We start from the raw sequence: 20,845 nt of genomic DNA, 5'->3' as shown, positions 1-20,845 counted from the left end.
GTGCCGCGAGTGATCGAACGGTGGTCTGCCTCGGCGCCGGACGCCGTCTCCCGTGCGGCCGGTCCTTCTGGCGCGACCGTCTCCTCCGCCGGGGTCGCGGCCTTGGGGGTGACCGGCTCGAAGGACGTCCGCGGTGGCGCGCGGGGCGGTGCGGGCAGGCGGGCGCGGGTGGAGGCGGGGCTGGCAGAGCTGGAGAGGTGGCTGGCCGACCAGGTGCGAAAGGGTCTCGCCGCGGCGAGCGAGAGCGAGTGGCAGCACCTGGCCAGGCGGCTCGTCGACGCCCAGGCGCCCGGCGTGGCGGCCATGGTGGGCGGGCTGGCCGAGGCGCGCTCGGCCGCCGACTGGCCCGAGCGCCTGCTCGCCCAGATCGCGATGCTCCACCTGCTTGCGGCGGGCCACCGCGGGCTCGACGAGCTGCCCGACGAACTCGCCCAGACGGTGCGCACCAGGGTGGGTTACCTCATCACGCGAGAGAAGGTGCTGGCAGGGCCCGCGGTCCGCGATCTCTGGCACGTCCTGGGGCGGCGGGAAGAGACCCACGACCGGCTGGTCGCGCGCAGGGTGTGGCTGCTGGGGCGACGCACGGGGCGGGCCGCCCTCGTGCTGTCCTTCGCGCCAGTCGGCCAGCCGCTCGACGACTCGCTGGTCACGGGGGAGCTCCTCGACGCCTCGCTCGCCTTCTACCCAGGAGCCTCTCCCCTGCGAGCCCTCGTCGCCGCCCGCCACGACGAGCCCTCCGCCGTGACGGGGATCGAACAGCTCCAGGGGCCCGAGCAAGGCCGGCGCGCCGACGCGCCGGTGCCGCCAGGCGGGTCGGCGAGCGTGGCCCTCGACACGGTGGCGAAGGCCCTCGCGGGAGACCCGTGGACCGACTCGTGGCCCCTGGTCCTGGCGGGGGCGCTCCCCACCGCGGGCTCGCTCGCGGGCCTCCCTCTCCACCCCGGGGTCGCCACCCCCTGGCGGCTGATCGCGCTGTCCGGAGGGCGTCCGCTGACGGTGGCGGCCGAATGGACACCGCGCGGCCTGGTGCCGCTCACCGCGTGGGACGAGCACGGCCTGGCGGTGATCCTGTGAGCGGCAGGTGGGAGGAGCTGGTGTCGGCGGCGCTGGTCGGCACGGACCGCAGGCCGTACGGCGGAGACCTGCTGGGTGACGCGGCGGTCGAGGTGGTGCGCCTGCGGGCGGGGCAGAGCGCGCCCGAGCAGGAGCGGCGGGCCCTCGCGCCCGCCCCCGAGGAGGAGCGCGAGGTGGTCGGGGCCGCGGCGGCCGCGAGGCTGGCGCGCATCCTCGGCGGCGAGCACCCTCGCGTGCTGCCCGAATGGCTGGCCGCGGCGGCCGCGGCCGGGCGGAGGGTGCCGCCGCAGGCGCTGCCCGAGCTGCTCGACAAGGGGGCGAGAGACCGTTCGATCAGGGCGCACCTCGGCGTGCTGGCGGGGCGGCGGGGCAGGTGGCTGGCCGGGCTCAACCCCTCGTGGGCCTACCTGCTGGAGGAGCCGACCGGCGAGATCTGGGAGCTGGGCAGCCAGGGAGATCGCAGGGCCTACCTCGGCGAGCTGAGAAGCAAGGATCCCGAGGCGGCCAGGGTGCTGCTGGAGGAGGCGTGGGAGAAGGAGACGCCCGACGACAGGGCGCGCTTCCTCCCGCTGCTGGATGAAGGGCTGTCGATGGCCGACGAGCCGTTCCTCGAGAGCGCGCTCGACGACCGCCGCAGGGAGGTGCGCCAGGTGGCGGCCGACCTGCTGACCAGGCTGCCCGACTCCCGCCTGGCCGCCAGGATGGCGGACAGGGCCGCGCGCTGCCTCAGGGTCGAGGGCGCGACGCTCGTGGTCGAGCCGCCCGCCGCCTGCGACAGGGCCATGGAGCGCGACGGCATCAGGGCCAGGCCGCCGAGGGGCACTGGGGAGCGCGCCTGGTGGCTGCAGCAGGTGGTCTCGCGGGCGCCGCTACGTGGGTGGAGCACCGCGCTGCTCAGCTCGAAGATCCCCGAGTGGGCTCGTGAGGTGCGTTCGGGGTGGGTGCGGGCCGCGGTGCTGCAGCGCGATCCCGAGTGGGCCAGGGCGCTGTTCGCCTGGGACCCGCTGGCCGACCTGCTGGCCGTCCTCCCGCTGGTCGACCAGGACGAGGTGGCCGCCGACTTCGTGCGCAGGCACGGCGTCGACGGTCAGATGATCATGGTTTTGGGCGGGGCGGCGACCCCGTGGCGGCAGGGACTCGCCCAGGCCGTGCTGAGCAAGATCAGGCAGGTGGCGGTGACCCAGCCGTGGAACCTGAGTGAGCTGTCGGCGATGGCGGGCGAGCGGATCGACCCCGCCCTGCACTTCCTCGCCGAGGGCGTCGGGGCGGTCCCCGGCCTGCTGCGCTTTCGCGCCGACATGATGAAGGAGCTGCGTTGACCACCGTGCTGCGGCCGCACGCCGAAGACGACCACGCCGAGGAGCTGGCCCTGCTCGCCAAGGAGGACGACAGGGTCAGGCCACCGGGCTGGAAGCTGTCGCCGTGGGCGGTCACGACCTACCTGCTGGGCGACGGCGACCGGATCAGCCCGAAGTACGTCGGCGCCAGGCGCATCGTCGAGGTCGCCGTCGCCACTCTGGCCACCGACCGCGCGCTGCTGCTGCTCGGCGTGCCTGGCACCGCCAAGACCTGGCTGTCGGAGCACCTTGCCGCCGCCATCAGCGGCGACTCCACCCTCCTGGTGCAGGGCACGGCGGGCACCGCAGAGGAGGCGATCCGCTACGGCTGGAACTACGCCAGGCTCCTGGCCGAAGGGCCCTCGCGGGCGGCGCTGACGCCCTCGCCCGTCATGAGGGCCATGGCCGAGGGCCGGATCGCGCGGGTGGAGGAGCTGACCCGTATGCCGTCCGACGTGCAGGACGCGCTGATCACCGCGCTGTCGGAGAAGACGCTGCCGATCCCCGAGCTCAACGAGGAGGTGCAGGCGCGGCGCGGTTTCAACATCATCGCCACCGCCAACGACCGCGACAGGGGCGTCAACGAGCTGTCCAGCGCGCTGCGGCGGCGCTTCAACACCGTCGTGCTCCCCGTGCCGGCCACCGCAGAGGAGGAGGTCGACATCGTCACGCGGCGCGTCGCCCAGCTCGGCAGGTCGCTCGAGCTGCCGGAGACGACGACAGGGATGGCCGAGATCCGCAGGGTCGTCACCGTCTTCCGCGAGCTGCGCGGCGGCGTCACCGAGGACGGGCGCACCAAGGTCAAGTCGCCGAGCGGCCCCCTGTCCACCGCCGAGGCCATCTCCGTGCTGACCAACGGCCTGGCCCTGGCCGCCCACTTCGGCGACGGGGTGCTCAGGGCGGCCGACGTGGCGGCGGGCATCGTCGGCGCGGTCGTGCAGGAGCCGGTCTCCGACCAGGTGGTGTGGCGCGAGTACCTCGAGACCGTCGTGCGCGAGCGCGAAGACTGGCGCGACTTCTACCGCGCCTGCAGGGAGGTCTCCTGATGCCGCGAGGCGGCTCCTCGGAGGTGTCGTGAGCGTCACTGTCCTCGGGGTCAGGCACCACGGGCCGGGCTCGGCGCGGGCCGTCCGTGCCGAGCTCGCGCGCCTGCGCCCCGACGCGATCCTCATCGAGGGCCCGCCTGAGGCCGACGCGCTGATCGCGCTCGCGCCCGAGATGGAGCCGCCGGTCGCGCTGCTCGCCCACGTGCCGGGCTCGACGCGCTCGGCGTTCTGGCCGTTCGCGCTCTTCTCGCCCGAATGGCAGGCCATCCTGTACGGCACGGCCGAAGGCGTCCCCGTGCGCTTCGTCGACCTGCCCGCCGTGCACACACTGGCCACGGACGGCGGCGGCACCGCGCACGCCGACCCCCTCGGGGAGCTGGCGGCCGCCGCCGGATACGACGACCCAGAGCGCTGGTGGGAGGACGTCGTCGAGCACAGGGGCGACACCCCCTTCCAGACGATCGCCGAGGCCATGGCGGCCGTGCGGGAGGGCCACGAGCCTGGCCCGCACGAGGCGCGCCGCGAGGCCCACATGCGCCGCTGTCTGCGGGCGGCGGTGAAGGAGGGCTTCGAGCGCGTCGCGGTGGTGTGCGGGGCCTGGCACGTCCCCGCGCTCACCGGGGCGCTGCCGTCCGCGACCGCCGACAACGCGCTGCTGCGGGGGCTGCCCAAGGTCAAGGCCGAGCTGACCTGGGTGCCGTGGACGTACGGCAGGCTCGCCTCCCACAGCGGCTACGGCGCGGGCGTCACCTCGCCCGGCTGGTACCACCACCTGTTCACCGCGCCCGACCGGCCCGTCGAACGCTGGCTCACCTCCGCGGCTGCGGCCCTCAGGGAGGAGGGCACGGCCGTCTCTCCCGCCCACGTCATCGAGGCCGTACGGCTGGCCGAGACCCTCGCGGCGCTGCGCGGGCGGCCCCTCGCGGGGCTGGGCGAGGTCACCGAGGCGGTGCGCGCCGTGCTGTGCGACGGCGACGAGCTCCTCGTGCGGCTGGTCCAGCGGCGGCTGGTGGTGGGCGACAGGCTCGGCTCGGTCAGCGCGCGCACCCCGATGGTGCCGCTGCAACGCGACCTGCGCGAGCAGCAGCGGAGGGCGAAGCTCGGGGTGGAGGCGCTGGAGCGGGAGCTCGACCTCGACCTGCGCAAGCCGCTCGACCTGGCGCGCAGCCGGCTGCTGCACCGGCTGCGGCTGCTCGGGGTCGAGTGGGGCAGGCCGGGCGAGGCGCGGGGGAGGGGGACGTTCAGGGAGGTGTGGCATCTGGCGTGGCGTCCCGAGTACGACCTCGTGCTGATCGAGTCGGCCGCCCTCGGCACCACCGTGGAGTCCGCCGCCACCCAGCGCGCCCGCGCCCTGGCCTGCGGCACCTCCACCCCTTCCGGCCCCGGCAGCGCGGCTGCCCACGGGTCTCCAGGATCGGCCGCCCGAGGGTTTCCCCGGCCGGGGCGTGCGGCTCGCCCGAGTGCGCACGGGGTTCCCGGTGCAACCCCCGGTGGTACGGCGCCGGAGCCGGCGGTGTCGCTGGCGGAGCTGGCCGGGCTGGTGGAGCGGTGCCTGCTGGCCGATCTGGGCGGGGCGCTGCCGCAGGTGCTGGCGGCGCTGTCGGACAGAGCCGCCCTCGACACCGACGTCACCCACCTCATGGCGGCCCTTCCCTCGATGGTGCGCGCCCAGCGCTACGGGGACGTGCGAGGAACCCCGGCGGACGGGCTCGAGGCGATCGCGGAGTCGATGCTCGACCGCATCCGCGCCGGGCTGCCGGCGGCGGTCACGGGGATCTCCGACGAGGCCGCGGCGGGCCTGGTCGAACAGCTCGAGGCCGTCCACGCGGCCGTCGCCCTCCTGACCCCACCCCCCGAGAACCCGGCGTCCTCAGACCCTGCGGGGGAGTCGCCGGCTGATGGCGGGGACAGGCCGCAGGGATCGCCCCCTCGCCAGGACGCGCCGGGCGCGGAGGCCCCCGCGGGGCGCGGGCGGGTGGCGGCGCGCGAGCGGTGGCTCGCCACGCTGCGGACCGTGTGCGACCGCCCACGCCTGCACGCCCTCATCGAAGGCCGCCTGGTCCGCCTCCTGCTCGACGCCGGCGAGCTCACCCCCTCGGGCGCGGGCGAGCGCATGGCGAGGTCGATGTCCAGGGGCAGTCCCCCCGCCAGGGCCGCCGCATGGGTGGAGGGGTTCATGGCGGGCAAGGGCCTGCTGCTCGTGCACGACTCCCGCCTGCTCACCCTGGTCGACGACTGGCTGACCGGCCTGACGTCCGAGGAGTTCACCGGCGTGCTCCCGCTGCTGCGCCGTACCTTCAGCAGGTTCGAGGCCCCGGAGAGGCGCGCGATCGGCCAGCGGGTGCGGGCCTCCGGCGGCGAGGAGGAGGGCAGGCGGCGGCAGGTGGACGAGGGCAGGGCCGCGCCCGCCGTCCGAACGGTCGAGATGATACTGGGGGTCGCTCGTGGATGAACGGCTGCGCAGGTGGCGGATGGTGCTGGGCGGCGGCGAGGCCGACGGCACCGGGTACGTCCCGCAGGGGAGCGACGTGCGCATGGACGAGGTGCTCGACGCCGTCTACGACCTGCGGCCCGAGAGGGCGGGCGGGCTCGGGGCGTCGGCGCCGAGGGTGGCGCGCTGGCTCGGCGACATCAGGTCGTACTTCCCCTCGACGGTGGTCCAGGTCATGCAGCAGGACGCGATCGAGCGGCTCGACCTCACGAGCCTGCTGCTCGAACCGGAGATGCTGGAGGCGGTCGAGCCGGACGTGCACCTGGTCGGCACGCTGCTCGCGCTCAACAACGTCATGCCTGACAGGGCGCGCGAGTCGGCGAGGGCGGTGGTGCGCAAGGTCGTCTCCGAGCTCGAACGCGAGATGGCGCAGCGGGTCAGGTCGGCCGTCGACGGCGCGCTGAACAGGGCGGCCAGGACCAACAGGCCGAGGCGCGCGGCCGACATCGACTGGGACCGCACGATCAGGGTCAACCTCAGGCACTACCTGCCCGACAGGCGCACGGTCGTGCCGTCGAGGCTGGTCGGTTACGCGCGCAGGCGGCGCGGCGTGCAGCGCGAGGTCGTGCTGTGCGTCGACCAGAGCGGCTCGATGGCCTCCTCGGTCGTCCATGCCGGGGTGTTCGGGGCGGTGCTGGCCTCGATGGGGTCGTTGAAGACGTCGCTGGTGGTGTTCGACACCGCCGTGGCCGACCTCACCGAGTATCTGCACGATCCGGTGGAGGTGCTGTTCGGCACCCAGCTCGGCGGCGGCACCGACATCAACAGGGCGGTCGCCTACGCCGAGGGGCTGATCTCCCGACCGGCCGATTCGATCTTCGTGCTGGTCAGCGATCTGTTCGAGGGTGGTGTGCGGCAGGAGATGTTGCGCAGGATCGCGGCGATGACCAGGGCCGGCGTGCAGGTGATCGTGCTGCTCGCGCTCTCCGACGACGGCGCGCCCTTCTACGACCACGACAACGCGGCCGCGCTGGCGGCCATGGGGGTGCCGGCGTTCGCGTGCACGCCCGACGCCTTCCCCGCCCTGATGGCCGCCGCCATCGAAAGGCGCGACCTGGCGGGGTGGGCGGAGCGCGCCCCGTCCTGACCGCCGATGGCCGAGACCCCGGCCCGCGGGCCGGGGGCGCCTGCCGTACGGGGGTCAGTGGGAGGGCTCCTCCCTCGCGTGGCGGGGCAGGAGGAAGGACAGGGCGCAGGTGACGAGCAGCAGCCCGATCTCCACCGCCACCATCGCCTGCATGGCCTCGCCGAAGCTCCACCGGCTGGTGAGCAGGTGGAAGAAGAGGGTGCCGAGCAGGGCCGCGCCGAGCGCGCCGCCCAGCTGCTGGATGGCGGTGAGCGTGCCGGAGGCCGAGCCCGACTCGTGCGGCTCGACGCCCGCCAGGACGATGTCGAAGAACGGCGCCATGGTCAGGCCCATCCCGATGCCGACCAGGGCGAGCCCCGGAGCCAGCTGCCAGGCGTCGACGTCGAGCCCGGCCAGGTGGATGGTCAGGCCGAGCACGCCCGCGCCCGCCGCCATGACGACGGTGCCGAGCTGCAGAAGGGTACGGCCGAGCTTGGCGACCAGCGCCATGGCGATGCCGAACCCGACCACGCCGCCGACCGCCTGGGGGAGGCTGGCCAGTCCTGCCTTGAGAGGGCTGAAGTGCAGGCCCTCCTGGACGTAGAGCGTGAAGACCAGCGACAGCCCGATCATGCCGGTGAAGAAGGACAGCCCCGCGACGAGACCGCCGGTGAAGGCCCGCTTGCGGAACAGGCCGGGAGTGACGAGCGGGTCCTTGCCGGAACGCTGGCGGTGCGCCTCGTAGGCGCCGAACAGCGCGAACATCACGACAGAGCCCGCCATGCAGGCGAAGGTCCAGGCCGGCCAGCCTGCCTCCTGGCCCTGGATGAGCGGGAAGATCAGCAGGAACGCGGCGGCGGAGACCAGGAACATGCCGCCGAGGTCGAGCCTGGTGGCGTTCGAGAGGCGGAACTCCGGCAGGAACCTCAGCGCGGCGAGCACGGCGGCGACGCCGATCGGCAAATTGATCAGGAAGATCATGCGCCAGCCGGTGCCGAACAGGTCGGCGTCGACCAGCCAGCCCGCCAGCACGGGGCCGCCGACGGAGGAGATGGTCATGACAGGCCCGAACAGGCCGAACGCCTTGCCGATCTCCTCAGGAGGGAACATCTCCTTGATCAGGCCGAGGCCCTGGGGGATCATGACGGCGCCGAACAGGCCCTGAAGCACCCGTGAGCCGATCAGCATCTCGGGGCTCACGGACAGGCCGCACAGCAGCGAGGCGACGGTGAAGCCGAGCGCGCCGATCACGAACATGCGCTTGCGGCCGTAGAGGTCGCCGAGGCGGCCTCCGGTGATCAGGCCGACCGCCATCGCGAGCGTGTAGCCGGAGACGAGCCACTGGATCAGGCCGGCCGAGCCTCCGATCTCCCTCTGGATGGTGGGTGCGGCGATCTGGGTGATCATCGCGTCGATCAGGTCCATCACCTCGGCCGCGAGGATGACGAAGAGGGCGGGCCAGCGCCACCGGTAGGCGGTGGGACGCTCCAGCGTGGTGGTCATGGGGAACTCCTCGGGGGAACGTTGTTCTTGCGACGAACGCTGTTCGTCAGCAGACACTGTTCTATGCACGAACAGCGTTCGTGTCAAGTACATTGTTCGTATGGATCCAGTGCCCGCGCCTCCGTGGCGAAAGACCCGTCGTGCCAGGCCGGTGAAGCCGCAGCTCACCCAGGAGCTCATCGTGGAGACCGGTCTGCGGATCGTGGATCAGGAGGGCCTCGACGCGCTGAGCATGCGCAGGGTCGCCCAGGAGCTCGACACGGGCCCCGCCTCCCTCTACGCGCACGTCGCCAACAAGGACGAGCTGCTGGAGCTGATCTACGAGCGGGTTCTCGAGGAGATCGAGCTGCCCGCGCCTGAGCCGGAACGCTGGGCCGAGCAGCTGCGCGAGGCGGTGTTCGCGCAGCACGCGGTGTTCAGCCGCCACGCCGACGTCGCCAGGGTCGCGCTGGCCAACATCCCGACGGGCCCGAACGCCCTGCGCCTGGCCGAAGGGATGATGGCCATCATGGTCGAGGGAGGGGTGCCGCCGAGGGCCGCCGCCATCGCCATCGACCGCATCGGCCAGCTGGTCGCGGCCGACGCGCACGAGGGATCGCTCTACCGCGGCATGCAGCGCGCCAGCGGCATGGAGTCAGAGGAGTTCGTCGCCGAGCACTTCAGGCAGATCGAGGAGTACATGCGCAGCCTGCCCGCCGACCGCTTTCCCTACCTGGCGCGCTACGCCGACGAGATGGTGAAGCCGAGCGGGGATGAGAGGTTCGCGTTCGGTCTCGACCTGATGATCGCGGGGCTGGCGGCGCAGGTGCCGTCCGCCGAATGACCTAGGACCGTCGCCCGATGTGCTGACCTGGGGTTCGGCCGTACGTTTCCCTGCATGACCGCGACTGTTGAGACCGCACCCCCTGTCAGTGTGATATCCGCCAAGTACCGCTCGCTCAGCTCGGGCCTGGTCGCCCTCGTCATGCTGGTGGCTTTCGAGGCGATGGCGGTGGCCACGGCCATGCCGGTCGTCGCCAGAGAGCTCGACGGCATGCACCTGTACAACCTGGCCTTCAGCGCCACCCTGGCCGCCAGCGTGATCGCCACCGTGCTCGGTGGCAGGTGGAGCGACGTCAAGGGGCCCCTGCCGCCCATCGCCGTCGGAGTGGTCACCTTCGTCGCGGGACTGCTGCTCGCCGGCTTCGCCCCCACGATGGAGGTCTTCGTCGGCGGCCGCTTCGTCCAGGGGCTCGGCGCGGGCCTGATCCAGGTCTCCCTGTACGTCCTGGTCGCCAGGGCCTACCCGCAGGCGATGCACCCGAAGGTCTTCGCGCTGTTCTCGGCGGCCTGGGTGGTCCCTTCCATGGTGGGCCCCGCGATCGCCGGCCTGGTCGTGGAGAACATCGACTGGCGCTGGGTCTTCCTCGGCGTGGCCCTGATCGTCGTCCCCTCCGCCCTGCTGCTCTGGCGCGGTACGGCCGGCCAGCGGCTCGACACCGGCAGCGCCCAGCCCGCTCCCGGCCTGGGCGGCAAGCTGGTGTGGGCCACCCTCACCGCCGTGGCCGCCGCCCTGATCCAGTACGGCAGCGCGCTGGCCCTGGCCGGGATCCCGCTGCTGGTCGCCGGCCTCGTGCTGCTGGCCGTGGCGCTGCCCAAGCTGCTGATGCCAGGCTCCTTGAGGGCCGCCCGCGGCCTGCCGTCCGCTCCTGTGCTGCGTGGCCTGGCCTTCGGCTCGCTGACCGCCTCCCAGGTGCTGATCCCGCTCATGCTGATCAGCGAGCGCGGCCTGTCGCCGACAGGGGCGGGCATCGTGCTGACCGTCGGAGCGCTCGGCTGGTCCACAGGCTCGTGGTTCAAGGGCAGGGGCACGATCGGCAACCTGACCGCCATGCGCGGCGGCGCCTTCCTCATCGCCCTGGGTACCGCGCTCATCGCGCTCGTGCTGATCGACGCGGTTCCCATCGCTCTGGCCTACATCGCCATGGCGATCTCCGGCTTCGGCATCGGCGCCCTGCACCCCACGGTCTCCGTGCTGGTGCTGGAGATGTCCAAGCAGGGCGAGGAGGGGCAGAACAGCGCCGCCGTCGGCGTGGGCGAGTCCGTCTTCACCGTCGGCGCCGTCGCCGGCACCGGAGCGCTTTTCACCGCCTCGGGCGAAATGTATCTCGTTGGGTTCGGATTCACTTTTGTCCTGGCCGTCCTGGCCGCGCTGATCGCGCCCCGTTTTGCGCACTCCGCTCCTACGGGCACCATGGAGGGAGTCCGTTCTTAGGGGGGAACATGCCGCGAGTGCGGGAGCTCGAGGTCTTCCGGCTGGTCCTGCCGTACGGCAGGCGGCCGGAGACCCTGCTCGTCCGGCTCACCGACCACGGCGGAATGAGCGGATGGGGCGAGCTCGTCTCGCCCGAACCGAAGCTGTGGAGCGCGCTGGAGGAAGGGCTGGCTGCCCAGCTGATCGGCGTCGACTGGGAGCACCCCGACCAGGTGCCTGGTGGGGGCAGCGCGGTCGACATGGCCCTCTGGGACCTGTGGACCAGGATGCGCGGCGTCCCCCTCGCCCACGCGCTGGGCGGCGCAGGCACCTCGCTGATGGCCACCGTCAGGCTGGGGCTCGACCCCTCGACCGAGAGCATGGTCGCCAGGGTCAACCAGCAGGTCTGCGGGGGCTACGCGCACGTCACGCTGGACGTGCGGCCCGGCTGGGACGTCGAGCCCGTGCGCGCCGTACGGCAGGCCTACCCGGCGCTGAGCCTCGCGGTCGACTGCGGCGGCGCCTACACCTCGCCCGAGCAGCTGGTGGCGCTCGACGAGTACGGCCTCGAGGTGATCGAGCGCCCGTTCGGCATCGACGACGCCTACGCCCACGCCGACCTCCAGGACAGGGTGCGCGCCTCGATCGCCGTGGAGCCCCGCTCGACCGCCGAGCTCGACGACTACCTCACCCTGCGCGCGGCGAAGGTGCTGCTCCTGCGGCCCGCCGCGCTGCCGTCCCTGAGCGACGCCAGGCGCGCGCACGACAGAGCGGTGGCAGCAGGCTGGGACATCCAGTGCGCGGGCGGGCAGGGCGCGGGGCTGTCCAGGGCGGCGGCGGTCGCGGTGGCCAGCCTGCCGGGCTGCACGCTGCCGTGCGACGTGACGCAGCCGCCCCGCAACGCGCAGATCGTGACCCCAGCCGTGGGCGCCTCGGGCGGGGTGGTGGCCGTTCCGCTCACCCAGCCAGGCCTCGGTCACACGATCGACGAGGAGCGCGTGCGCAGGATGGCGAAGGACACCTTCCGCGCCTGACCCGCCGGCTACAGCCGGACGATCATCTTCCCCGTGTTCTCGCCGCGCAGCAGTCCGAGGAAGGCCTCGGGCGCGTTCTCCAGGCCGTCCACGATCGTCTCCTCGTACGACAGCCTGCCCTCACGCAGCCATCCGCCGACCTCGTCCACCATGGCGGGCATCCGGTCGGCGTGGTCGCTGGCGATGAACCCGCGCATCGTCAGCCGCTTGCCGATCGCGAGCGCGAGGTTGCGCGGCGCGGGCGTCGGCTCGGTGCTGTTGTAGACGGCGATCGCCCCGCACATCGCCACCCTGCCGAAATTGCGCAGCGATCCGATGGCCGCCTCGAGGTGGTCGGCGCCGACGTTGTCGAAGTACACGTCGATCCCGTCGGGAGCGGCCTTCTTCAGCTGCTCGGCCACGGGCGCGTCCTTGTAGTTGAACGCCGCGTCGTAGCCGATCCCGCGCAGGTACTCCACCTTCTCCGCCGAGCCCGCGCTGCCGACGACCAGCGAGGCGCCCTTCAGCTTGGCGATCTGGCCCGCGATGCTCCCGACCGCCCCCGCGGCTCCGGAGACGAAGACGGCGTCGCCCTCCTTGAAGGAGGCCACGTCCAGCAGGCCCGCGTACGCGGTGAGCGAGGTCATGCCGAGCACGGCCAGGAAGGCCGAGTTGGACAGGCCCTCGACGGGGGTGAGCCTGCGCGTCCGCGCGGCGTCGAGCACGGCCTCGTCACGCCAGCCGAGGCCGTGCAGGACCAGGTCTCCCTCGGCCAGGTCTCCTGAGCGCGACTCCACGACCACGCCGACCGCGCCGCCGTCGAGGGGGCGGCCCAGCTGGAAGGGCGGGATGTAGGACGGCACGTCGTTCATCCGCCCCCGCATGTAGGGGTCGACGGACATGAACTGGTTGCGGACCCTGACCTGGCCCTCCTCCAGCGGCTGCGAGCCGACCTCGACCAGGTCGAAGTTGTCGGCGGTCGGCCACCCCGAGGGCCTGGAGGCGAGGTTGATCTGACGCGGCATAGTTGACTCCCCTAAAAGGTTGATGCACATCAACTATACTCGAAGGCATGAGCGAGACACGGGAGGTCGTGGCCCTGTTCGCCGAGGTGGCGGCCAGGTACAACGAGGGCTACGAGGCGGCGGCGGCCGCCAGGCGGCTGACCGCCCTGCAGGCCAAGGCTCTCGTGCTCCTGGCGCGCGAGCCGCTGCCGATGCGGCGCATGGCCGAGGTGTTCTGCTGCGATCCCTCCAACGTCACCGGCATCGTCGACAGGCTGGAGCGGCGCGGCCTGGTCAGTCGCGAACCCGGCGCGGCCGACCGGCGGGTGAAGAACGTCACGCTGACCCCGGCGGGTCGGGGCGTGGCGGAGGAGCTGAGGGGCGTGCTCGGGTTCGCGGGCGAGCCGCTGGCCGCGCTGAGCGAGGCCGAGCGGGAGCAGCTCAGGGACCTGCTGCTGCGGATGCTCGGCCGCTAGCGCCGGCCCGCGCGGGTTCGCGGGCCGGGACGTCACCCGGCCGGGTGCCGGGTGAGGTCCCGGACCGATAGGAGGGGCTAGCGGGAGAGGCGAAGGTCGGCGACCACGGCGGCGTGGTCGGAGTAGAACGTGCCGGGGCCATGGCGGCGCATCCGCTGGTCGACGACCTGGGCGCCCTCGACGGTGACCGGGCCCCTGGCGAAGATCATGTCGATGCGCTGCGGGGTGATGAGTCGCTCGGTCGGCAGCGGCGACCAGGTCCTGCCCTCCACCGCGCCCGCGTCGGGGTGCGCCGCGCGGAAGGTGTCGACGAATCCGGCGTCGGTGACGACCTTCGTCGCGGTGAGCGGGTAGCTCATGCCGAGATGGTTGGGGGCCGCGGCCCAGGTGGCGCTCCAGTCCTCGGCGGGCACGGTGTTGAGGTCGCCGCCGATCACGAGGGGGTCGGTGTTGCCCGCGAGCATGGCGGGCAGGTGCCGGTCGACGACCTCCCTGAGCTGAGCGGTCTGGCGCTGGTCGGCGGCCACGACCTGCTCGGCGGTGTGCCGGGGGGTGAGCCCCGCCCTGACGCCCGCGGCGTTCTCGTCGATGAGGTAGCCGACCCACGGGTCGGTGTAGTTGATCCAGGTGACGAAGGCGTTCAGCTGCTGCCCGTCGGCCAGCCGTACGCGGATGCCGCCGAGGTTGAAGTCGGTGATGTGCGTGCCACCCGCGGGCTTGGGATAGACGTGGGCGATGGGCAGATGGGTGAAGACCCACAGGTTGTCCTTGCCCGCGGGCCTGTCGGTGATCTGCACGCCGGTGTACCTGCCGTGGCCGGCGCCGCGCGACAGCGCCTCGCGGATCGCCTCGCCCGAGCCGTAGGTCTCGACCGCGAGGTAGATGTCCGGCCGCAGCTCCACGAGCTGGTCGAGCACGTGCGGCAGGTTGCCCGCGCCGATGCCGTGGCCGCCCTTGTAGATGTTCCACGTCACCACCCGCACCGATGCGGCCGGGCGGGCGGCCGCGGCGGCGGCGGAGGTGGCGGGCAGCAGGCCGGCGCCGGCGGCCACCGTGGCGGCGGCCGCACTGGTGCGGAACAGGTCGCGACGTGAGAAGGGGGACATGGCTTTCTCCTTCAGGGGGTGGTGCGGCCTCGCCAGTGAGGGCCGCCGCGACCATATAGTGCTCATTTCTGCTCAGTCAATCGGACATATGAACATCTGTGCTCACTTGTCGGGCCTGTCGCCGGGCGCGCGTTTGAATCCTCCGGGGTGGGCGATGCTGACCATGGGGGAGATGTCCAGGGGTGACAGCACTGACGCAGGAGACGGTCGCCGCGCTGTCCGAGACCGTGGCGGTGCCGTCCTATGACCGCTCCCGGCTCACGGCCGGCATCGTGCACATCGGCGTGGGCGGGTTCCACCGCGCCCACCAGGCGATGTACCTCGACCGGCTGATGAACGAGGGCAAGGCGCACGACTGGGCGGTCTGCGGTGTCGGCCTCCTGCCCGGAGACGCGCGGATGCGAGACGCGCTGATCGCTCAGGACGGCCTCTACACCCTCGTGCTGAAGCACCCCGACGGAACCCGTGAGGCCCGCGTCATCGGGTCGATCATCGACTACCTCTTCGCCCCCGACGACCCCGAAGCGGTCATCGAGAAGATGGCCGATCCCTCGGTGCGCATCGTCTCTCTGACCGTCACCGAGGGCGGCTACAACATCCACCCGGTCACGGGGGCCTTCGACGCAGGGTCCCCGGCGATCCGCGCCGACCTGGAGCCCGACGCGATCCCTGCCACGGTGTTCGGGCTGGTGACCGAGGCCCTGCGGCGCCGCAGAGCCCGCGGACTCGTCCCGTTCACCGTGATGTCCTGCGACAACATCCAGGGGAACGGGGAGGTCGCGCGCCACTCCTTCACGGCGTTCGCCCGGCTGGCAGACGCCGGGCTCGCCGACTGGATCGAGGCCGCCGTCGCCTTCCCCAACTGCATGGTCGACCGCATCACCCCCGTCACCACCGACGAGGACCGCGAAGCGGTGGCCGAGCTGTTCGGCGTCCTGGACGCGTGGCCCGTCACCTGTGAGCCCTTCACCCAGTGGGTGCTGGAAAACGACTTCTCCCGCGGGCGCCCCCCGTTCGAGGAGGCCGGGGTCCAGGTCGTCGGGGACGTGGAGCCGTACGAGCTGATGAAGCTGCGCCTGCTCAACGCCGGACACCAGGCGCTGTGCTACTTCGGGTACCTCGGCGGCCACCGGTACGTCCATGAGGCGGCCACCGACCCCGCGATCGCGAAGTTCCTGCTCGACTACATGGACCTCGAGGCCACCCCGACGCTCCGCCCTGTGCCGGGGGTGGACCTGGACGGCTACAAGCGGACCCTCGTCGAGAGGTTCTCGAACGCGGAGGTGCGCGACACGCTGGCGCGGCTGTGCGCCGAGTCGTCGGACCGGATCCCGAAGTGGCTGCTTCCCGTGGTGCGCGAGCAACTGGCGCTCGGCGGCCCGGTGACCCGCGCGGCCGCCGTGGTGGCCAGCTGGGCCAGGTACGCCGAAGGGGCCGACGAGTCGGGCGAGCCGATCGTGGTCGTCGACAGGCTGGGGGACCGGCTCATGGCGGCGGCGAAGGCGCAGCGCCAACGGCCCACGGCCTTCATCGAGGACAGGGAGCTGTTCGGCGACCTCGCCGACGACGAGCGGTTCGTCGCGCCGTACCTGCGCGCGCTCGAATCGCTGCACGCCGAGGGCGCCCGCGCTACGGTGCGGTGGCTGGCGGGCTGAGCCGGTCGGCGGTCGCGTAGCGGGCGTACTGCCGCCTGATGACCGGCTGGTGGTCGGGCGCGGGTTCGGCGGCGATGGACACCGGCCAGAGCGGCCGATCGCCGGTGAGCGCCCATGCCGCCTGGACCGCGGCCCCGTCGGCGACGTACTCGCCGGGTTCGGGAACGACGACGGGCGGCTCGAACGTCTGCGCCGCGATCCGCTGCACGGCGGTGTTCTGGGCGGCCCCGCCGATCAGCAGCACGCGCTCGCTCGCGACCCCCTGGCCGCGGACGGCTTCGAGGCCGTCGGCCAGGCCGCACAGCATTCCCTCGATCGCGGCGCGCGCCAGCGCCGGCCGGGTGGTGGCGGCGAGCGTCATCCCGAAGAGCGTGGCCGTGGCGTCGGGCAGGTTGGGCGTGCGCTCCCCTTCGAAGTACGGCTGCAGCACCAGGCCGTGCGCGCCTGGAGGGGCTTCGAGCGCGAGCCCGCCGAGCCCGTCGTGATCGACGTCGAGCAGGCCCGCCACCGCGTCGAGCACGCGGGCCGCGTTCAAGGTCGCGATGAGCGGCAGGAACGATCCGCTCGCGTCGGCGAATCCGGCGACGGTGCCGCTCTCGTCGCACGTCGGACGGTCGGCCACGGCGAAGACGGTGCCGCTGGTGCCGATGGAGACGACGACGTCGCCGCCGGAGGCGCCGAGGCCGAGCGCTCCCGCCGCGTTGTCGCCCGCCCCGGGGCCGAGGACGGTCGAGGCGCCGGCGACGGCGCCCGCGCGCTCGGCGGGCCCGAGCACCCTGGGCACGATCGCCAGGTGTCCCAGGGCCAGCTCGAGCAGCTCGAGATCGTAGTCGCCGGTGAACGGGTTCCAGTAGGCCGTGCCGCTCGCCTCGGACCTGTCGGTCACGAGCGCGTCGAGATCGGGCCCGAGCGGGGCCGAGCCGGCAGGGCCGTACCCGCGCAGCCGCCAGGTCAGCCAGTCGTGCGGCAGCGCGACGGCGGCGACCCTCGCGGCGTTGCCCGGCTCGTGATCGCGCAGCCAGCGCAGCTTGCCGGCGGTGAAGGAGGCCACGGGAACGGTGCCGGTCCTCCGGGCGTAGGCGCCGGCGCCCACTTCGGCGGCCAGGTCGCGGGCGGCGGCGGCCGACCGCGTGTCGTTCCAGAGCAGGGCGGGCCTGATGACGTGGCCGTCGCGGTCGAGGGCGATGAGGCCGTGCTGCTGCCCCGCGACCGCGAGCGCCGCGACGTCGCCGATGCCTCCCGCGTCGGCGATCGCCGCCCGCATGGCTTCCCACCAGAGCGCGGGGTCCACCTCGGTGCCCTGAGGATGGCCCGCCCTGCCCGATCGGACGAGTTTGCCGGTGGCGACTTCCCGAATCACGACCTTGCAGTTCTGGGTCGATGAATCGACGCCGGCGACCAGTGTCATCACGCGCTCGAGTGTACGGCGGCGGTCATGAGAGCGCCGCTGACCAGCAAGGACAAAATTATCATATTGAATTCGAGAAAATATCACATATGCGTTTACATTGATATTTAAAAGAGAAAGCCTGTTTTCATTGCTATTACCCGCTGCAGTAGCCGGGGGGTGCAGTGGACAGTGGACCAGCCCAGTAGACGCGACGTCCTCAGAGGCGCCCTGGCCACGGGGGCCGCGCTGACGCTGGGCGGCGGCGTGACCGCCTGCGGGGCCCGCGGCGACGCGCCGCGAACCGCCGGCGGCGACCAGTGGCGCCAGTACCAGGGCACCACCTTGAACTTCATCTCGGAGAACACCGCGCCCACCGCGGCCATCGCCGCCGACATCCGCCCGTTCACCGATCTGACCGGGATCGACGTCAGGATCGTGACGCTCGAGCTGACCGCGCTGGTCCAGCGGGTCGCACTCGATCTGGCCTCGGGCCGGGCCCAGTACCAGGTGATCTACGCCGACCCCTACCAGGTGCTCGCGCCGTACCAGCGCGGGCTGGTGGACCTGCGGACGCTGCAGGCCGACCCGAACCTGCCCGACCTGCCGGGCGGCGTCGAGGACTTCATCCCCGCCCAGCTGGACGCCGCGGGCCGGTTCGTCGACGCGGGACCGGTCTACGCCCTGCCATACGACGCGCCGACGATGATCTGGCAGTACCGGCGCGACCTGTTCGACAAGTACCGCGGCCGCATGGCCGCAGACCTCGGCTTCGAACCGACCCCCGGCGGTGACAGGACCTGGGAGGAGTACTTCCGCATGGCCGAGTGGTTCAACAAGAACGCCACCTCGGACGTCAGGTACGGCACCGGCCACCAGGCCCGTCAGCACGACTCCCTGATGAACGACTTCAGCAACGTGCTGTGGTCCTACGGCGGGACCTACTTCGACAACGGCAAGGAGGTCGGGCGGCTGGGGGCGCGCGACCCCGGCCCGTGCCGCCTCGACGCCGACGCCGCGATCGCGGGCGCGGCGTTCTACCAACGTCTGCTCGGCATCGCCGACCCCGCCTCGAAGACGTGGGACTGGGACGGCGTCGGCGCCGCCTTCCGCGCGGGACGGCTCGCGATGTGCCCCAACTGGCACGAGTTCGCGGCCAGCAACGAGCAGGTGCTGCCGGGAAAGGTCGGCTACGCGGCGCTGCCGAAGGGCCCCGCGGGCACGGCGAACATGTACGGCGGCACGGGCGTGGCGATCAGCGCGAACACGCTGCCCAACGAACGCGGCGCGGCCTGGCTGTTCCTGGCGTGGGCCACCTCGCCGCAGACCCAGCTCGCCAATCTCAAGAGCAAGGCCGGCGGGGGCACCCCGACGCGCACCTCCGTCTACGAACTGCCCGAGGTGCGCGCGGCCGAGCAGCGGCCCTCGCAGATGCCCAACATGCTCACGGCCGCAGCCGTACGGCAGGCCTGGCAGGCCGACCGCATCGGCCTGCGACCCAAGATCCCGATGTGGAACGAGTGCAACACCGCCATCTTCACCCAGCTGTCCCGCATGCTCACCGGCGGTGCGTCGCCGGAGGAGGCGATGCGGTCGATCAAGTCGCGGGTGGACCAGATCGTGGCGCGAGGGTGGGTGGCCTAGATGGCGCACCGAGCGGCCTCCTCACCGGTGCTCGGCCAGGCCGCCAGGCCCGCGACGCGCGCCCCCAGGCAGCCGCGGATCGGCTTCGAGGGCAGGATGATGACGCCTGGCCTGATCCTGCTGGCCGCGCTGTCCATCGTGCCCTTCCTCGCGCTGATCGCGATGAGCTTCTCCCGCGTCAGGCTGCTGGGCGGTGTGGCGCTCGACGTGGTGGGCCTCACCAACTGGGTGCGCTTCTTCACCGACGCCGACATGTGGATGTCGTGGCTTCGCACGATCGTCTACTTCGTGCTCACCGTGGGGCTCGAGATGGTCCTGGGCATCGGGATCGCGCTGTGCCTGTACCGGGTGCTGCGCGGCCGCAACATCCTGCTCGGCCTGCTGTTGCTGCCGATGTTCGCCGCACCCTCGATCGTGGGTCTGCTGGGCCGCTACCTCACCGACTCGACCTTCGGCCTGTACGCCTGGGTGCTGCGCTCGCTCGGCTACGGCGGCGACATCCTCGGCAGCCCGGCCAGCGCCTTCGCGGCGGTCGTGCTGATGGACGTGTGGGAGTGGACGCCGCTGATCGCGCTGATCACGCTCGCGGGCCTGTCGAGCGTGCCGCAGTCGGTGCGGGAGGCGGCCGCCGTCGACGGGGCCGGCGGGTGGATGGCGCTGCGCTACATCATCTTCCCCGCGATCTCGAACGTGCTGCTCGTCGCGCTGCTCATCCGGTCGATGGACGCCATCCGCTACTTCGACATCATCTGGGTCACCACCGGCGGCGGGCCCGCCGACGCGACCAAGATCGTCCCTGTCCGGCTGTACGAGACGGCGTTCCGCTTCTTCGACCTCGGCTACGCCGCGGCGATCGGCCTGGCGATGCTGGCCTTCTCGATCATCATCGCCCGCACCTTCGTCCGGCTGCTGGACGTGAGGGGGCTGACCCGATGAGCACCGTCACCGCCGCGCGGAAGGCGCCACAGTCCCCGCTCGAGGCCACCAGCCGCCGCTCGCGCTGGCTGGTGGTGCTCCTGCTCGCCCTGGCGATGCTCTGGACGCTGGTCCCGCTGCTCTGGATGCTGCTGTCGTCGTTCAAGAACCGCACGGACGTGACCGCCGCCACGCCCCAGATCCTGTTCGCGCCGACCCTGGACAACTACCGCAACCTGTTCTCGGGACCGAACAACCTCGGCCCCTACATCTGGCACAGCGTGCTCGCCGCCGGGATCTCCGCACTGCTCGCGGTCTGCCTGGGCGCGCTGGCAGGCTACGGCCTGGCGCGGACCCAGATGCGAGGCAAGCGGCACCTGGCCTTCTGGATCATCTCGACCCGCATGGCGCCGATCGCGGCGGTCGTCGTCCCGCTGTTCCTCATCTTCCGCGGGCTCGGCCTGATCGACTCCATTCCAGGGCTGGTACTCGCCTACCTCACCTTCAACCTGCCGTTCGCCATCTGGCTGATGAGCGCGTTCTTCGCCGAGGTGCCGGCCTCGCTGGAGGAGTCGGCGCTGGTCGCCGGCTGCACCCGCTGGCAGGCCTTCTGGACGGTCGTCCTGCCTCTGACCAAGTCGGGGCTGGTCACCACCTTCATCCTGTGCCTCGTCTTCGCCTGGAACGACTACGCGTTCGCCGTGGTCTTCTCCGGGCCCAACTCCCAGACGCTGCCGATCGCCGCCTCCCAGCTGGTGACCCAGACGGGCGTGGACTGGGGCCAGCTCACGGCCATCGGCACGATCGTGGTCGTGCCGATGATGCTCGCCGGCCTGGCCGTACGCCGGTGGCTGGTCACCGGGCTCACCCTCGGCGCTGTCACCGGAGAGTAGGA

17 protein-coding genes are annotated in these 20,845 nt (G+C 72.2%); 13 read left to right on the top strand and 4 right to left on the bottom strand.

Annotated elements, in window-relative coordinates; all coding sequences use genetic code 11:
- Window positions 1–9: 9 nt before the first annotated feature.
- Genes ABFX55_RS06605 through ABFX55_RS06585 form a run of 5 tightly spaced genes read left to right on the top strand, consistent with a single transcriptional unit; the run spans window position 10 to window position 7,035 of the window.
- Window positions 10–1,074 carry an SWIM zinc finger family protein gene (locus ABFX55_RS06605; protein ID WP_346118619.1) on the top strand — a complete coding sequence of 355 codons (1,065 nt, stop codon included), beginning with the start codon at window positions 10–12 and terminating at the stop codon, window positions 1,072–1,074.
- Window positions 1,071–2,393 (top strand): DUF5691 domain-containing protein, encoded by a 1,323-nt coding sequence (locus tag ABFX55_RS06600; RefSeq protein WP_346118617.1) that lies wholly within the window; start codon window positions 1,071–1,073, stop codon window positions 2,391–2,393. Before ABFX55_RS06605 ends, ABFX55_RS06600 begins: the two co-directional genes overlap by 4 nt.
- Window positions 2,390–3,457, top strand: a complete 1,068-nt coding sequence (locus ABFX55_RS06595; protein WP_346118615.1) for an ATP-binding protein — start codon at window positions 2,390–2,392, stop codon at window positions 3,455–3,457. Before ABFX55_RS06600 ends, ABFX55_RS06595 begins: the two co-directional genes overlap by 4 nt.
- 28 nt (window positions 3,458–3,485) lie before the next feature.
- Window positions 3,486–5,909, top strand: coding sequence for a DUF5682 family protein (locus ABFX55_RS06590; protein ID WP_346118613.1), 2,424 nt, complete (start codon window positions 3,486–3,488; stop codon window positions 5,907–5,909).
- A 19-nt stretch (window positions 5,910–5,928) separates the two neighbouring features.
- Window positions 5,929–7,035: a VWA domain-containing protein gene (locus ABFX55_RS06585; RefSeq protein ID WP_346119216.1), complete on the top strand. Its 1,107-nt coding sequence runs from the start codon at window positions 5,929–5,931 to the stop codon at window positions 7,033–7,035.
- Between the two features lie 54 nt (window positions 7,036–7,089).
- Here the strand turns inward: ABFX55_RS06585 and ABFX55_RS06580 are convergent, their stop codons facing one another.
- Window positions 7,090–8,517 (bottom strand): MFS transporter, encoded by a 1,428-nt coding sequence (locus tag ABFX55_RS06580; RefSeq protein WP_346118611.1) that lies wholly within the window; start codon window positions 8,515–8,517, stop codon window positions 7,090–7,092.
- Window positions 8,518–8,617: 100 nt separating this feature from the next.
- Between ABFX55_RS06580 and ABFX55_RS06575 the strand changes: the two genes are divergently transcribed.
- From ABFX55_RS06575 to ABFX55_RS06565, 3 genes are read left to right on the top strand one after another with little or no spacing between them, the layout of a single operon-like run.
- Window positions 8,618–9,340 carry a TetR/AcrR family transcriptional regulator C-terminal domain-containing protein gene (locus ABFX55_RS06575; protein WP_346118609.1) on the top strand — a complete coding sequence of 241 codons (723 nt, stop codon included), beginning with the start codon at window positions 8,618–8,620 and terminating at the stop codon, window positions 9,338–9,340.
- Between the two features lie 54 nt (window positions 9,341–9,394).
- A complete protein-coding gene (locus ABFX55_RS06570; protein ID WP_346118607.1) occupies window positions 9,395–10,771 on the top strand; it encodes an MFS transporter in 1,377 nt (458 codons plus the stop codon).
- Between the two features lie 8 nt (window positions 10,772–10,779).
- Window positions 10,780–11,784: an enolase C-terminal domain-like protein gene (locus tag ABFX55_RS06565; RefSeq protein ID WP_346118605.1), complete on the top strand. Its 1,005-nt coding sequence runs from the start codon at window positions 10,780–10,782 to the stop codon at window positions 11,782–11,784.
- A gap of 8 nt (window positions 11,785–11,792) precedes the next feature.
- Here ABFX55_RS06565 and ABFX55_RS06560 read toward each other — a convergent pair whose 3' ends face one another.
- Complete coding sequence (locus ABFX55_RS06560; RefSeq protein WP_346118603.1) at window positions 11,793–12,788, bottom strand: NADP-dependent oxidoreductase; 996 nt, start codon at window positions 12,786–12,788, stop codon at window positions 11,793–11,795.
- A gap of 47 nt (window positions 12,789–12,835) precedes the next feature.
- Between ABFX55_RS06560 and ABFX55_RS06555 the strand changes: the two genes are divergently transcribed.
- The gene (locus tag ABFX55_RS06555; protein ID WP_346118601.1) at window positions 12,836–13,243 is read left to right on the top strand and encodes a MarR family winged helix-turn-helix transcriptional regulator; all 408 of its coding nucleotides are present in this window, start codon (window positions 12,836–12,838) and stop codon (window positions 13,241–13,243) included.
- A 77-nt stretch (window positions 13,244–13,320) separates the two neighbouring features.
- On the opposite strand, the gene ABFX55_RS06550 is transcribed toward ABFX55_RS06555, so the two are convergent.
- On the bottom strand, window positions 13,321–14,349 hold the full coding sequence (locus ABFX55_RS06550) for an endonuclease/exonuclease/phosphatase family protein (protein WP_346118599.1): 1,029 nt from the start codon (window positions 14,347–14,349) through the stop codon (window positions 13,321–13,323).
- Between the two features lie 182 nt (window positions 14,350–14,531).
- On the opposite strand from ABFX55_RS06550, the gene ABFX55_RS06545 reads away from it, so the two are divergent.
- A complete protein-coding gene (locus ABFX55_RS06545; protein WP_346118597.1) occupies window positions 14,532–16,004 on the top strand; it encodes a mannitol dehydrogenase family protein in 1,473 nt (490 codons plus the stop codon).
- Here ABFX55_RS06545 and ABFX55_RS06540 read toward each other — a convergent pair.
- A complete protein-coding gene (locus ABFX55_RS06540; protein WP_346119214.1) occupies window positions 15,979–17,412 on the bottom strand; it encodes a xylulokinase in 1,434 nt (477 codons plus the stop codon). The genes ABFX55_RS06545 and ABFX55_RS06540 overlap by 26 nt on opposite strands.
- 171 nt (window positions 17,413–17,583) lie before the next feature.
- Between ABFX55_RS06540 and ABFX55_RS06535 the strand changes: the two genes are divergently transcribed.
- From ABFX55_RS06535 to ABFX55_RS06525, 3 genes are read left to right on the top strand one after another with little or no spacing between them, the layout of a single operon-like run.
- Window positions 17,584–19,035 (top strand): extracellular solute-binding protein, encoded by a 1,452-nt coding sequence (locus ABFX55_RS06535; protein WP_346118595.1) that lies wholly within the window; start codon window positions 17,584–17,586, stop codon window positions 19,033–19,035.
- Entirely contained in the window at window positions 19,036–19,971 is a 936-nt protein-coding gene (locus tag ABFX55_RS06530) for a carbohydrate ABC transporter permease (protein WP_346118593.1), read from the top strand.
- Entirely contained in the window at window positions 19,968–20,843 is an 876-nt protein-coding gene (locus ABFX55_RS06525) for a carbohydrate ABC transporter permease (RefSeq protein ID WP_346118591.1), read from the top strand. The genes ABFX55_RS06530 and ABFX55_RS06525 overlap by 4 nt, the downstream gene beginning before the upstream one ends.
- The last annotated feature ends 2 nt before the right edge of the window (window positions 20,844–20,845 follow it).

This window comes from Nonomuraea roseola (genome assembly GCF_039535395.1).
GTDB lineage: Bacteria > Actinomycetota > Actinomycetes > Streptosporangiales > Streptosporangiaceae > Nonomuraea > Nonomuraea roseola.
This window is presented reverse-complemented; position numbering and strand designations above follow the sequence as displayed.

Bases quoted from the DNA above. Each gene is read 5' to 3' on its own strand.
- ABFX55_RS06525 (WP_346118591.1), top strand. From the start codon at position 19,968: ATGAGCACCGTCACCGCCGCGCGGAAGGCGCCACAGTCCCCGCTCGAG.
- ABFX55_RS06550 (WP_346118599.1), bottom strand. From the start codon at position 14,349: ATGTCCCCCTTCTCACGTCGCGACCTGTTCCGCACCAGTGCGGCCGCC.
- ABFX55_RS06570 (WP_346118607.1), top strand. From the start codon at position 9,395: ATGACCGCGACTGTTGAGACCGCACCCCCTGTCAGTGTGATATCCGCC.
- ABFX55_RS06555 (WP_346118601.1), top strand. From the start codon at position 12,836: ATGAGCGAGACACGGGAGGTCGTGGCCCTGTTCGCCGAGGTGGCGGCC.
- ABFX55_RS06580 (WP_346118611.1), bottom strand. From the start codon at position 8,517: ATGACCACCACGCTGGAGCGTCCCACCGCCTACCGGTGGCGCTGGCCC.
- ABFX55_RS06575 (WP_346118609.1), top strand. From the start codon at position 8,618: ATGGATCCAGTGCCCGCGCCTCCGTGGCGAAAGACCCGTCGTGCCAGG.
- ABFX55_RS06560 (WP_346118603.1), bottom strand. From the start codon at position 12,788: ATGCCGCGTCAGATCAACCTCGCCTCCAGGCCCTCGGGGTGGCCGACC.
- ABFX55_RS06585 (WP_346119216.1), top strand. From the start codon at position 5,929: ATGGTGCTGGGCGGCGGCGAGGCCGACGGCACCGGGTACGTCCCGCAG.
- ABFX55_RS06565 (WP_346118605.1), top strand. From the start codon at position 10,780: ATGCCGCGAGTGCGGGAGCTCGAGGTCTTCCGGCTGGTCCTGCCGTAC.
- ABFX55_RS06540 (WP_346119214.1), bottom strand. From the start codon at position 17,412: ATGACACTGGTCGCCGGCGTCGATTCATCGACCCAGAACTGCAAGGTC.
- ABFX55_RS06530 (WP_346118593.1), top strand. From the start codon at position 19,036: ATGGCGCACCGAGCGGCCTCCTCACCGGTGCTCGGCCAGGCCGCCAGG.